Raw genomic sequence first — 12,491 nt, 5'->3', positions numbered from 1 at the left:
CTGGGGCATCGGGCCGTCAGCGGCCGAGCACACCAGGATCGCGCCGTCCATCTGGGCGGCACCGGTGATCATGTTCTTGACGTAGTCAGCGTGGCCGGGGCAGTCAACGTGCGCGTAGTGGCGGTTGGCGGTCTCGTACTCGACGTGGGCGGTGTTGATCGTGATGCCGCGGGCCTTTTCTTCCGGCGCCGCGTCGATCTGGTCGTAGGCCTTGGCTTCGCCGCCGAACTTCTTCGACAGCACGGTCGCGATGGCCGCCGTCAGCGTCGTCTTGCCGTGGTCAACGTGACCGATCGTGCCGACGTTCACGTGCGGCTTGGTGCGTTCAAACTTGCCTTTTGCCATCTTGCGCTCCTGAGTAGGATCAGATCTGACTAGAAGAAGAAATTGTGGTGCCCATGACGCGGATCGAACGCGTGACCTCTCCCTTACCAAGGGAGTGCTCTACCACTGAGCCACATGGGCATCGGCACGGGTTTGCAGACCTTACTGCCAACAAACCGGTGACGACGACAAAACAGACACAACCCCATTGCTGGAGCGGGAAACGGGAATCGAACCCGTGTCATTAGCTTGGAAGGCTAAGGTTCTACCATTGAACTACTCCCGCCCGGGAGCCTCGCCTTCCTGGGATCGAGGTGCCGGACCAGCCGACACCTCGAATCAAGAAAACGTTCGCCTTGGTGGAGGAGGCTGGATTCGAACCAGCGTACGCGTTAGCGGGCAGATTTACAGTCTGCTGCCTTTAACCACTCGGCCACCCCTCCAAGGCAAGCCCGCAACTATAGCACAGCATTTTTGCGAGGCCAAGATTTTTTGAATCCACCGCTCGCGAGAACGGCGAGAGCACCTTCTGCGCCTTCGATCTCGACCGCCTCGCTGCCCGAGATCACCAAAACAATACCAATTTGCTACCAAGCGCCGGCGCCGCAGCGCCGCGCCTGGAAACGGCTGGGCGCTCACCCAAAAACAGCTACGAAAAGACGGTGGTGAAGCAGCCACAGCAGGGAAAACACGCAGCCCAAAGTGGTAGCAAAGTGGCACTACCGCGCCGTATAGTGGCATGGCATTGGTTGCATTTAGATGTCACTGGGGGTACCAGGCGCATGCCAGTTGATCGATTGGTATGGCTGAGGTCCGAGTCTCAACAGGCCGAATTCGAATCTCTTGGCCACATCGAGGAGCAGTTATGAAAGTAAAACAGAGTCCCATCGCCGCGGCGGTGACGCTCACGCTGTTGAGCGTGAGCGTGGCAGCGCAGGCCCAGCAGGCTGAGCAGAAACCTGCCGAAGGTCAGCAACAGCTGGAAACGGTCGTCGTGACCGGCATCCGCGCCTCGCTGCAATCCGCGGCGACGATCAAGAAGAACGCCTCGGCCGTCGTCGACGCGGTCTCGGCCGAAGACATCGGCAAGCTCCCCGACACCGACGTGGCCCAGTCGCTGGGTCGCATCCCCGGCGTCTCGGTCGGCCGCGCGTTCGGCCAGGGCGCGACGGTCTCCATCCGCGGCTCCGATCCGCAGATGACCTACACCACCTTGAACGGTCAGACCATTGCCTCGACCGGCTGGTACGACCAGCTCGACATCGACCGCTCCTTCAACTACTCGCTGCTGCCGCCCGAGCTGATCGGCGGCATGGAGGTCTACAAGTCCTCCCAGGCCGACCTGACCGAAGGCGGCATCGGCGGCACCGTGATCGTCAAGACCCGCAAGCCGCTGGACATGGCGGCCAATAGCGGCTTCGCCACCGTGCGCTACGGCGGCGGCACGATCAGCGACAACAACAAGGAAGTTTCCGGCCTCTACAGCTGGAAGAACGAGGCCAAGACCTTCGGCGCCCTGATCGGCGGCGCCTACTCGGAAGGCTCCTACATCCGCAATGGCATCGAGGCCGACAACCGCTGGGCCGGTGACGTCGCCCCGACGGCCTTCGTGCAGGATCGCAAGCGCGAGGCCCTCAACCTGGTGCTGCAGGCCAAGCCGATGCAGGGCCTGGAACTGGGCCTGAACGCCCTGCACCTGAAGCTCGACGCCAACAACTCGAACAGCAGCGACTACATCTTCCAGGATCCGAGCTGCGACAAGCGCAACACCGATGTGAAGTCGGACTTCAATCCCACCGGCATGTGCGTGCACAGCACGACCACGGCCGCCAAGCCGCTGATGAACCAGTTCTTCCAGAACTGGGCCCGCGCCGCCGAGATGAAGTCGGACAGCGTCACGGTGGACGCCCACTACAAGGTCGACGGCGCCAAGTTCGACTTCGTGCTGGGGAGCACCAAGGCCGACGGCGGCACCTCGCTGACGACCAACTACGCCTATGGCTGGTGGGACACCCCGGCCAAGTGGCAGGGCACGATCGACGCCACCGGCAAGCAGATCGTTCTGAGCCCCACCAAGGACCAGTCCTTCAGCGCGGCCAATCTGCCCAAGACCAGCTCGCCCGAGACCTGGGCGACCTCGAAGGGCCCGAACCAGGACGAGGAAAAGTACCTGCAACTGGACGGCACCTTCGACCTGAACTGGGGCGCGATCAACGCCTTCAAGACCGGCATCCGCTACGCCGACCACACCTTCGAGAAGCGCTCCTTCCGTCCGGTCTGGGCGGCGACGATCGCGCCGGTCGACACGGCCACGCTGTTCAAGGGCACGGTGGACGCCGCCAGCTGGCAAATCCCGCGTCCGAACATCGACGCGATGATTGCCAACACGGCCAAGAACGTCAGCAGCTGGATCGAGGACCGCTCGGGCTTCGGTCAGCTGAACGAGAAGAACACGGCCGTCTACGGCATGCTGGACTTCGCCGCCGAGAACATGCGCGGCAACTTCGGTCTGCGCTGGATCTCGACCGACGCCACCAGCACCGGCTACGCCTACGACGGCACGCCGCTGGCTTCCGGTGACTATGCCGGCAACGCGAACTGGGGCCACAGCACGAGCTCGACCAAGTCCAAGTACAACGACGTGCTGCCCAGCGTCAACGTCGCCTTCGACCTGCGCAAGGATCTGGTGCTGCGCGCCGCCGCCGCCCAGGCGATCACGCGTCCGAACTTCGCGAATCTGTTCGGCACCCAGGTGTCCGGCTACAACGACGACCGGGTCGGCAACGAGACCTGGACGGTCGGCAATATCGCGCTGAAGCCGATGAAGTCCAGCCAGGTCGACCTGAGCCTGGAGTACTACTACGGCCGCGGCAACCTGATCTCGGCGACCTACTTCAACAAGGACATCCAGAACTTCATCACCGCCAACGTCAAGCAAAACCAGAAGGTCGGTCTGGTCGACCCGGGCTCCGGCGTCGACAACTGGACCGTGCAGAGCTTCGTCAACGCCGGCGGCGGCCGCCTGCAGGGTCTGGAGCTGCAAGCCAACCACGCCTTCGGCAACGGCTTCGGCGTCGTCGCGAACTACACCTTCACCGACGGCACCGCTCCGGCCAGCAGCTATGCCGACGCGCTGGGCATCTTCACCCAGTCGTCCAAGCACAATATGAACCTGGTCGGCTACTTCGAGAACGAGATGCTGTCGGGCCGCCTGGCCTACAACTACCGTTCCAAGTACATGATCCGCGAGGGCGCCTACTGGTACGGCAACCGCATGCACGACAACTACGGCACGCTCGACGCCAGCTTCGGCTGGAACATCAACAAGTGGCTGCGCCTGAGCCTGGACGTTGTGAACATCACGAAGGAAGACGATGTGCAGTACGGCGTCGCGGCCCCGAGCAACACGGCCATCAAGGATCCGCTGAAGGCAGGCTACCCGGCCTGGTCCTTCAAGGGCGAGACGACCTATATGCTGGGTCTGACCGCCAAGTTCTGATGATGGAGCGCGAGGGGCTGCGGCCCCTTCGCCCAGAAGCAGGAAGCCCGGCAGATGCCGGGCTTTTTTCATGGTCGTGCGCCGCGATGGCGGCTCAGAAGTCGTAGAAGGTGTTGACGGTCAGGCGGCCGCCGCGCGGGTCGCTGCCCAGGCTGCGCTGCGGATTGATGCAGGCCGTGTGCAGCAGGCTGCCGCGGTAGATCACCAGGCGGTTGAAACGCGCCGGCATCATGCCGAGGAATTCGAAATGCTCGTCCGAATCGCTGAAGTAGCGCGCCTGCGGCGGCCGCGCCTGCAGTTCTGCGGCGAAGGCGTCGAGGTAGCGCTCCCGGTTCTCCGGCGTGATCTGCTGCAGGCCGGTGGCCTTGTGGCGGTAGAAGGCGGTGCCGCCATGCTCCGGGCCGCAGAGATAGAGCAGCACCGCCATATGGTGCGGCGTGCTGGCATCGAAGTGCGGCGTGCGCTGCAGGGTGCCGAGCGACTGCGGTGGCACCGTCATCAGCGAGAACGCGCATTCGCTCTTGCGCAGGGCCAGCTCCTCCGGCACGCCGAAATTGAGCTTGATCAGCGGCTCCATCAGCGCCGTCAGATTGGCCGAGTAGTCGGCCGGCACGGCGGCCCGCACGCCGGGATAGCCCTTGCGCTCGGCCACGCCCGCATAGGGCGTGAACGCGCTGCGGCAGGCGACCTCGACCAGGGCCTGCGGATCCTCCAGGAAATCGTCGATGAAGACGAGCGGGTGCTCGCCGATCTGCACCGACTGGATGTTTGGCGGAATGCGGTACTGAAAGGGATCGCTGCTGTTGCTCATCGTCGGCAACTGTAGCCGCAGCCCGGTCCAGCCCGCCCGGCCCGCGAGGCCATCAATCAGACCTTGATGTAGATGCGGCGCCGGTCCAGCTGGCGCACGATCAGCGCCCAGACCAGCACGAAGGCCAGGGCGAAGGCCAGCGAGGCCTGCTCGGGTCCGAGCGCGCGCTGCAGCCAGCCGAAGCCGCCGGCATAGAGCGGCTGCATCAGGCCGAAGCCCTCCAGCAGCACCGTGCACATCCAGGCCCCGGCATAGGCGGCGATCGCGTTGACGCCGAAGCTGCGCCCCAGCGCCGGCCAGCCGCGGCGGTCGACCAGCTCATGGGCCAGCGCCAGCGCCAGGCAGGCCCAGCCACCGGTCCAGAGCACGAAGCTGCCGGTCCACAGCTGCTTGTTCAGCGGCAGCCAGGGCGTCCAGGCCCAGCCCAGCGCCAGCGCGGCCAGGCCCAGCAGCGCGAGCGCGCGCCTGCCGCCGCGGCGCAGCAGCTCGCCGGCGCGCAGGCCCAGCAGGCAGGTGGCCAGCGCGCCGAGCGTGCTCAGGATGCCTTCCGGATCATGGCCCTGGCCGGTGGCGGCCTGCCACTCATAGGCCCAGCGGCCCAGCAGCGCCGCATCGAGCCGCGAAGCGAGGTTGCCCTCCTTGCTCAACGGGCCGCCCCACAGCAGCAGGGCCGCGTAGCCGAGCAGCAGGCCCAGCAGCAGCAGCCATTGCCGGCGCGCCGACAGCGAGAGCGCCGCCAGGCCGGTGAGGGCGAAGCACAGGCCAATGCGCTGCAGCACGCCCATCGGGCGGAACTCCGGCTTGTCCATTAGCCACCAGGCCAGCAGATGCAGGGCCAGACCCAGCAGGACGATGCGCAGCGCGCGCTCGAGCACGGTGCGGCGCATCGGCGCCGCCGCGTCGCCGCGCTCGATGCGCCCGCCCAGGCTCAGGGCGATCGAGACGCCGACGATGAAGAGGAAGAAGGGAAAGATCAGATCGGTCGGCGTGCAGCCATGCCAGGCCGCATGTTCAAGCGGGGCATAGACATGGCCCCAGTCGCCGGGGTTGTTGACCAGCAGCATGGCGGCAACGGCCAGGCCCCGCAGGGCGTCGACCGAGGCCAGGCGCGGGGACGCAGCGGCGCTAGCGCTCATCGGACTGTTCTCGCTTTTTCTCTTCTTCGGCTCAGAAATCGCAGCGGCTCTCCAGCCCGGCGCTCGGCAGTTGGTCGACGCGCGTGCTGCCGCTCTTGCGCAGCGCCGCCACCTGCTCGGCGACCTGCTCGGCGCTCAGGATCGCGTTGCGCGCGTGGAAGACCCAGTCGACGTCCTGCTCGTAGACGCGCGGCTCGCCCCCCTTGGGCAAGGGCGAGCCGGGCGAGAACCACATGCTGAAGCTGATCGCCATCGGAGAGACCGGATAGTTGCGGCCGCCATGCTCGGCAACCTGGCGGCCGTCGATGAACCAGCGCGTCTTGCCGCCGCCGACCTGCATCATCAGCACATGCCAGCCGTCCAGGCTGCGGAATTCCTCATGCGCTTGGTTGAAGGCCTGCCAGGGATCGAGCCGCACCGTCTGCCAGGTGATGCCGTAGAGCCGCGTCTTCTCGCTGCCCCAGCCGCCGTTGGGCAGGTATTCCCAGTCCAGCTCGCTGAACTCGGGGTCGTAGTCGTGCTTGAGCGGGCTGACCGCGTAGAAGGTCTGGATCACCGGATCGCCGTCGATGCCGCTGACCGGCAGGTCGCTGAAGCGCACCCGTGCCGCATAAGTGCCTTCCAGGTATTTGCGCGCATGGCAGAGCTGCACCTGCTGCGTGCCCGGGCCGGTCCCATCGCTGGCGCCGCGCAGGCGCAAGAGGCGGTTGCCGGGCTGCTGCGGGTCGGCGACCAGGCTCAGGCCGGCCGGGCTCCAGCTCGCGCCCTCGACGCCCGGATGACCGGCCTTCTCGCGCGGCGTCCAGCCGGCGGCGCGCAGCGTGGCGGTGTCGGGCTGGCTGAAGTCGTCGAAGAAGATCTCGGGGGCGGCGGCCTGGGCCAGCCCGCTCAGCGCGGTCAACGCCAGGCCGGCGGCGGCGAGCAGCCGCCTCATGCGCCCAGCGCCTCGGCCGCTGCGGCCTCCGCCTGCGCCGTCCGGCGGCCGGGGATCTTGACGAAGAACATCAGGATCAGGGCCGGCACGCCGCAGACGATGGTCCAGAGGAAGAAGTGCTGGTAGCCCATCGCCAGCTGGATGTCGCCGCTGATCGTCTTGCTGAGGATGAAGCCCAGCTGCATCACGCCCGAACCAAGCGCGTAATGCGCGGTCTGGAAGCGCCCCGGCGCCACCGCCTGCATGATGTAGAGAATCATGCCGACGAAGCCGAAGCCATAACCGAACATCTCGACGCTGACGGCGAAGCCGATATGGAGGAGATCGGTCGGCAGCGCGGTGCTCAGGTAGTAGAAGACCGCGTTCGGCACCGCCATCGCGACGATCAGGACGGGCATCGCGCGCTTCAGGCCCAGCCAGGCGGTGAAGTAGCCGCCCAGGATGCTGCCGACCAGAAAGGCCGCCGTGCCGGCCGTGCCGTAGATGCCGCCGACCTGCTCGGTCGTCAGGCCCAGGCCGCCCTTGGCCTTGGTCTCGATCAGGAACAGCGGGCCTATGGTCTGCACCTGGCCTTCGGCAAAGCGGAACAGCACGATGAACAGGATGGCCAACCAGATGCCGGGCTTCTGCAGGAAGTCCGCAATCACCTCGCCCAGGGTCTTCAACACGCTGGCGACGGTCAGGTCGGCATGTTCGGTGTTCAGGGTGCCGGGCAAGGCCCAGGCGTTGTAGGCGGCCAGCAGCGCCAGCAGCGCGGCCAGCAGGCCGAAGATGCCGGACCAGGCATTGAAGACGCCGACCTGTTTCTCCAGGAAGCCGGCCAGCACCAGCAGCCCGCCCAGCGTCAGGAACTTGGAGGCATTGAAGAAGGCGCCCTGCCAGCCGGCGTAGGCGGCCTGCTGCTGGTTGTCCAGCGCCGCCATATAGAGGCCGTCGCAGGCGATGTCGTGCGTGGCCGAGGCATAGGCGAGCAGGAACAGCACGGCGATGCTGGCGGCGAAGTACATCGGCAGCTGCAGGGCCAGCGCCATCAGCGCCAGGCCGGCGGCGCCGGTGAACTGCATCGCGACGACGATCAGCTTCTTGCTGCGCGCCATCTCCAGAAAGGGGCTCCACAGCGGCTTGAAGGCCCAGGCCAGACCCAGCACGCCGGTCCAGCGGGCGATCTGGTCGTTGGCTACGCCCATGTTCTTGAACATCAGGCCGGCGATCAGCATGACGACGAAGAATTGCAGCCCCTGGACGAAGTAGAGGCTGGGCACCCAGGAGATTGGCGAGCGTTGCGGGGTGGTCATGAGAGCCTTCAGTTCAAAGTCACCGGCGCGTTCGCCGTCGCGGCCAGGCGGCCTTCCAGCCAGCCGCGCAGCGCGGCGAGCGCACCCTCGCCATAGCCCCAGCTGACGACGGCCGGCGCGGCGATGTCCATCACCTGGAAGGGATTCCACAGCGCCAGATGCAGATCGACCTTGGCGCCGCGCGCCGCCGCCTCGAAGCGGCCGCGGTGGTTGGAGACCAGCACATTGAGCCGTTCGTCGCGCGGCAGATCGCCGGCCTGCAGGCGGCGCAGATCGACCAGGTGGACGAACTCGACGTCATCGAAGGCGGCGAACAGCGCGGCCACCTCCTCGGCCGGCAGGCCCGCCTCGGAGACGCCGTCGCTGGCGACGCTGGCCTGCGTGAGCACGCGCAGCGGTCGGCTGCGGTCCGGCGCCTGCGCGGCGCCGACGGCGGTGAGCCCCCGCTCCCAGCCGCGGTGCATCAGCGCATCGTCGGCCTCGCGCTGCATGGTCGGATAGTCGCGCGGCGCCAGCGGATAGGCCTCGGCCAGCGCATCCAGGCGCTGCTGGGCCGCCTGGAGCTGCGCGGTGGTCAGTCGCCCGTCGGCCAGCGCCGCGGCGATCGCCTCGATGGCCGCGGCTTGTTCGGCCTGCGACCCTTGAGCCAGCGGCATGTCGGCGCCGGCCTGCAGGGCCAGCACGGCGGCGCGCGCATGGCCGTAGCGCTCGTGGACGGCCTTCATCATCAGCGCATCGGTGATGACGACGCCGCGATAGCCCATGCGCTGGCGCAGGATGCCGCTCAGGATCTTGTGCGACAGCGTGGCCGGGTGCTCGGGATCGATCTGCGGATAGACGATGTGCGCCGTCATCATCGCCGGCGCCTCGGGGGACAGCGCGCGGAAGGGGATCAGCTCCAGCGCCTCCAGCTCGGCCTCGGTCTTGTCGACGGTGGGCAGCGCGTGGTGCGAGTCGACATGCGTATCGCCATGGCCGGGGAAATGCTTGACGCAGCAGGCCACGCCCTCGCGCAGGGAGCCGCGCATCCAGGCCCGCGCCATGCGCGTCACCAGGGCCGGGTCCTCGCCGAAGCTGCGCTCGCCGATGACCGGATTGGCCGGGTTGTTGTTGACGTCCAGCACCGGCGCGAAATTCCAGTTGATGCCCAGATGCCGCAGGCCGCGCGCGACGGCGGCACCGACCTCCTCGGCCAGTGCCTCGTCGCCGACGGCGCCCAGCGCCATGGCGGCCGGCGCCTGCGGCAGCGAGGTCGCGCGGATCACCGAGCCGCCCTCCTGGTCGATGCCGATCAGGGCCTGTTCGCCCATCACGGCGCGCAGATCGGCCGTCAGGCGGCGGATCTCGTCCTCGCTGCCGAGGTTCTTGCGGAACAGGCAGACGGCGCGAATCTGGTGCTCGCGCAGAAAGGCCGCGGTCTCGGCATCCAGGCGCTTGCCCGGGATGTCGACCATGACCAGCTGGCCGGGATGGAACATGTCGGCCCCTCGTCCGACGGGTACGTCGGCCGATCCCCCGAGGGGATGCAGGCCAGCTTGGGAGCGGCCCGGCGCTTGGCCCGCCGTGCTGTCAACACTCATGCTTTGCTCCGTCAGTGGGTCTTGGTGACCTTGGCCAGATGGCGCGGCTGGTCCGGGTTGAGCCCGCGCGCACGCGCCAGCGCCTCGACCATCGGATAGAAGCTCTGCACGGCGGCGATCGGATCGAGCTCCTCGTTGCCGCTGCAGACCAGGGGCAGTTCGGCGCCCGGCGTGCCTTCCGGCGCGGCCAGTAGCACGCGCGCGCCACGGCCGCGCATCTCCTCGGCCAGCGCGATCAGGCCGGCCTGGGCCGGGCCGCGCGGCGCGAACACCAGCATCGGATAGCCCTCGTCGACCAGGGCCATCGGCCCATGCTTGACCTCGGCGCCGGAGAAGGCCTCGGCCTGGATGCCGCAGGTCTCCTTGAACTTCAGCGCCGCCTCCATCGCCACGGCCAGGCTGGTGCCGCGGCCGATGACGAAAAGCTTGTCGGCGCCCTTCAGCGCATCGACGGCCACGCCCCAGCGCTCGACGCCGGCCTGGGCCGCCCGCTCCAGCACCTCGGGCAGCGCCTGCAGGGCGGCCTGCAGATCCTGGTCCTCGCTCCAGGCGGCAACGACGCGGGCGCCGGCCACCAACTGGGCGATATAGCTCTTGGTCGCGGCGACGCTCTGCTCGGGGCCGGCATGCAGCGGAAACACATGCTGCGCGGCGGCGGCCAGCGGCGAGCCCTCGGCATTGACGAAGGCGACCGTGCGCGCGCCATGCTCGCTGAAGTAGCGGGTCGGCGCGACCAGGTCCGGGCTCTGGCCCGATTGCGAGAAGGCAAAGGACAGTAGGCCTTCGGCGGCGATCTTCGACTGGTACAGCGTGATCAGCGACATCGGCAGCGAGGTGACCAGGCGGCCCAGCTTGGCCATCACCAGATAGGCCAGGTAATGCGCGGCATGGTCGGAGCTGCCGCGCGCCACCGTCAGCAGCGAGGCCGGCGGCTGGCGGCGCAGCGCCTCGCCCAGTGCCGCGTAGGCGCCCTGATCGGCGGCCAGCTGGCGGGCCACGGTGGCCGGCGCGCTGAGGCACTCGTCCAGCATCTTCGTCTTAATCGACAGCAATCTCTTCCCCTTCAACAACAACGCGCTGCAAGCGCAGCTCGCGCCTATCCATCACCACAAAATCGGCCCAGGCGCCCTCGGCCAGGCGGCCGCGTTCGTCCAGGCCCAGGTAATCGGCGGCATGGGTCGAGCAGCGGCGCGCCGCGTCCTCGATCTCCAGCCCCAGCTTCAAGACCAGATTGCGCAGCGCCTGGTCCATGGTCAGCGTGCTGCCCGCCAAGGTGCCGTCGGCCAGGCGCACGCCGCCCATGCATTTGCTGACCTTGTGGCTGCCCAGCTTGTAGTCGCCATCGGGCATGCCGGCAGCAGCGGTCGAATCGGTGACGCAGAACAGGCAGGGAATCGCGCGCAGCGCGACGCGGATCGCGCCCGGGTGCACATGCAGCAGGTCCGGGATGATCTCGGCGTACTGCGCATGCGCCAGCGCCGCGCCGACCATGCCGGGCTCGCGGTGGTGCAGACCGCTCATCGCGTTGAACAGATGGGTGAAGCCGCCGGCGCCCTGCCTCAGCGCGGCGACGCCGTCCTCGTAGGTGCCCGCCGTATGGCCGATCTGCAGCTGGAAGCCCGCCTCGCGCAGCTGCGGGATCAGGGCCAGATAGCCGGGCATCTCGGGCGCCAGCGTGATCAGGCGGATCGGCGCCATCGCGTTCAGCGCTGCGATCTCCTCGATGCTGGCCGCCTTGGCGAAGTCGGGCTGCGCGCCCAGCTTGCCCGGATTGATATAAGGCCCTTCCAGATGCACGCCCAGCACCCGCGCTGCCTGCGGCGCGCGCTCGCGGCAGGCCGGTGCGAGCGCCGCCAGCGCGGCGCTGATCTCGTCCAGCGGCGCCGTCATCGTGGTTGCCAAGAGCGAGGTCGTGCCATGGCGGGCATGCAGGCGCGCGATCGACACGGCGGCGTCGCCGCCTTCCATCGTGTCGCGGCCACCGCCGCCATGCACATGGAGGTCGATGAAGCCGGGCAGGATGAGCGGCAGTTCCGCGCCGCCGTGGCGGACCTCGGACTCCGCCACCGGCTCGCCGACGATGCGCGCGATGCGGCCCTCGCGCTGCTCGAGCCGGCCGCGGACAAAGCCCTGCGGCGTCAGCACGAAGCCGTCGATGGACGAAAAGGCCTCGGTCATCCCTCGCGCCTCATCTCGGCGACGAAGTCGTAGTAGTCGCTGCGGCAGTAGGAATGCGTGAGCTCGACCGCCTGGCCGCCGTCGCGGTAGCCGACCCGGGTGATGAAGAGCACCGCCTGGCCGACCGGCACTTCCAAGAGCGCCGCCAGCTTGGGCTCGGCATTGATCGCGCGGATGTGCTGCAGGGCGCGCACCGGCGCATTGCCGGTGGCCGACAAATGCTCGTACAGCGAAGCGCCGACGACCGCCGGATCGGGCAGCACCGACTCGGGCAGCACGCTGACCTCGTAGGCCATCACCACCGTGTCGGCCAGGCGCAGGCGCTCCAGCCGCGCGACGCGCTCGCCGGTCGTCAGGCCCAGCGACAGCTGCTCATCGGGTGCCGCCAGCGTGAACGTGCGGGTCAGCCAGCGCGAGCTCGGCTTGAAGCCGCGCTGGTGCAGTTCCTCCGAGAAGCTGGTCAGGCGCGACAGCGGCTGCTCCAGCTTGGGCGCGATGTAGTTGCCCGAGCCGCGCTTGCGCACGATGAGCCCTTGCTCGACCAGGCGATCGATCGCCTTGCGCGCGGTCACCCGCGAGAGGTCCAGCGATTCGGACAGCACGCGCTCGGAGGGCAGCGCCTCCTCGGTCTGGAACTGCCCGTCGCGGATCGCCTGGGCCAGCTTCTGCGCCAGCTGCATATACAGCGGCGACGATGCGTTCGGGTCGGCCTTGAATTCGAATGCCATATTCTT

At 67.7% G+C, this 12,491-nt stretch carries 10 protein-coding genes and 3 tRNA genes; 1 reads left to right on the top strand and 12 read right to left on the bottom strand.

Annotated elements, in window-relative coordinates:
• From QWJ38_RS05495 to QWJ38_RS05480, 4 genes are all read right to left on the bottom strand, one after another.
• A partial coding sequence (locus tag QWJ38_RS05495; RefSeq protein WP_290358027.1) for a GTP-binding protein occupies positions 1–345 on the bottom strand: 345 nt, incomplete at its 3' end.
• Between the two features lie 45 nt (positions 346–390).
• Positions 391–465 (bottom strand) — tRNA-Thr (locus tag QWJ38_RS05490).
• A 71-nt stretch (positions 466–536) separates the two neighbouring features.
• Positions 537–610: transfer RNA gene (locus QWJ38_RS05485), tRNA-Gly, on the bottom strand.
• 71 nt (positions 611–681) lie between these two features.
• Positions 682–767: transfer RNA gene (locus QWJ38_RS05480), tRNA-Tyr, on the bottom strand.
• A gap of 422 nt (positions 768–1,189) precedes the next feature.
• On the opposite strand from QWJ38_RS05480, the gene QWJ38_RS05475 reads away from it, so the two are divergent.
• On the top strand, positions 1,190–3,823 hold the full coding sequence (locus QWJ38_RS05475) for a TonB-dependent receptor (RefSeq protein ID WP_290358026.1): 2,634 nt from the start codon (positions 1,190–1,192) through the stop codon (positions 3,821–3,823).
• A gap of 94 nt (positions 3,824–3,917) precedes the next feature.
• Here the strand turns inward: QWJ38_RS05475 and QWJ38_RS05470 are convergent, their stop codons facing one another.
• From QWJ38_RS05470 to QWJ38_RS05435, 8 genes are all read right to left on the bottom strand, one after another.
• Positions 3,918–4,634, bottom strand: a complete 717-nt coding sequence (locus QWJ38_RS05470; RefSeq protein WP_290358025.1) for a DUF6445 family protein — start codon at positions 4,632–4,634, stop codon at positions 3,918–3,920.
• 56 nt (positions 4,635–4,690) lie between these two features.
• Complete coding sequence (locus QWJ38_RS05465; protein ID WP_290358024.1) at positions 4,691–5,770, bottom strand: acyltransferase family protein; 1,080 nt, start codon at positions 5,768–5,770, stop codon at positions 4,691–4,693.
• Positions 5,771–5,801: 31 nt separating this feature from the next.
• Positions 5,802–6,704, bottom strand: a complete 903-nt coding sequence (locus QWJ38_RS05460; protein WP_290358023.1) for a glycoside hydrolase family 16 protein — start codon at positions 6,702–6,704, stop codon at positions 5,802–5,804.
• Positions 6,701–7,999 carry an MFS transporter gene (locus QWJ38_RS05455; protein ID WP_290358022.1) on the bottom strand — a complete coding sequence of 433 codons (1,299 nt, stop codon included), beginning with the start codon at positions 7,997–7,999 and terminating at the stop codon, positions 6,701–6,703. Before QWJ38_RS05455 ends, QWJ38_RS05460 begins: the two co-directional genes overlap by 4 nt.
• An 8-nt stretch (positions 8,000–8,007) precedes the next feature.
• Positions 8,008–9,477 carry a beta-N-acetylhexosaminidase gene (gene nagZ, locus QWJ38_RS05450; RefSeq protein WP_290358021.1) on the bottom strand — a complete coding sequence of 490 codons (1,470 nt, stop codon included), beginning with the start codon at positions 9,475–9,477 and terminating at the stop codon, positions 8,008–8,010.
• A 113-nt stretch (positions 9,478–9,590) separates the two neighbouring features.
• Entirely contained in the window at positions 9,591–10,622 is a 1,032-nt protein-coding gene (locus tag QWJ38_RS05445) for an SIS domain-containing protein (protein WP_434063948.1), read from the bottom strand.
• On the bottom strand, positions 10,618–11,757 hold the full coding sequence (gene nagA / locus QWJ38_RS05440; RefSeq protein ID WP_290358020.1) for an N-acetylglucosamine-6-phosphate deacetylase: 1,140 nt from the start codon (positions 11,755–11,757) through the stop codon (positions 10,618–10,620). Before nagA ends, QWJ38_RS05445 begins: the two co-directional genes overlap by 5 nt.
• Positions 11,754–12,485, bottom strand: coding sequence for a GntR family transcriptional regulator (locus tag QWJ38_RS05435; RefSeq protein WP_290358019.1), 732 nt, complete (start codon positions 12,483–12,485; stop codon positions 11,754–11,756). The genes nagA and QWJ38_RS05435 overlap by 4 nt, the downstream gene beginning before the upstream one ends.
• Between the last annotated feature and the right edge of the window lie 6 nt (positions 12,486–12,491).

The sequence above is a fragment of the Roseateles violae genome, from assembly GCF_030410485.1.
Taxonomy (GTDB): Bacteria; Pseudomonadota; Gammaproteobacteria; order Burkholderiales; family Burkholderiaceae_C; genus Roseateles_D; species Roseateles_D violae.
The sequence above is the reverse complement of the archived record's forward strand: the minus strand, read 5'-3'. Positions and strand labels throughout refer to the sequence as shown.

Excerpts from the sequence above, each read along its gene's own strand:
- QWJ38_RS05475 (WP_290358026.1), top strand. The coding sequence starts at position 1,190 with ATGAAAGTAAAACAGAGTCCCATCGCCGCGGCGGTGACGCTCACGCTG.
- nagA (WP_290358020.1), bottom strand. The coding sequence starts at position 11,757 with ATGACCGAGGCCTTTTCGTCCATCGACGGCTTCGTGCTGACGCCGCAG.
- QWJ38_RS05470 (WP_290358025.1), bottom strand. The coding sequence starts at position 4,634 with ATGAGCAACAGCAGCGATCCCTTTCAGTACCGCATTCCGCCAAACATC.
- QWJ38_RS05455 (WP_290358022.1), bottom strand. The coding sequence starts at position 7,999 with ATGACCACCCCGCAACGCTCGCCAATCTCCTGGGTGCCCAGCCTCTAC.
- QWJ38_RS05435 (WP_290358019.1), bottom strand. The coding sequence starts at position 12,485 with ATGGCATTCGAATTCAAGGCCGACCCGAACGCATCGTCGCCGCTGTAT.
- QWJ38_RS05465 (WP_290358024.1), bottom strand. The coding sequence starts at position 5,770 with ATGAGCGCTAGCGCCGCTGCGTCCCCGCGCCTGGCCTCGGTCGACGCC.
- nagZ (WP_290358021.1), bottom strand. The coding sequence starts at position 9,477 with ATGTTCCATCCCGGCCAGCTGGTCATGGTCGACATCCCGGGCAAGCGC.
- QWJ38_RS05460 (WP_290358023.1), bottom strand. The coding sequence starts at position 6,704 with ATGAGGCGGCTGCTCGCCGCCGCCGGCCTGGCGTTGACCGCGCTGAGC.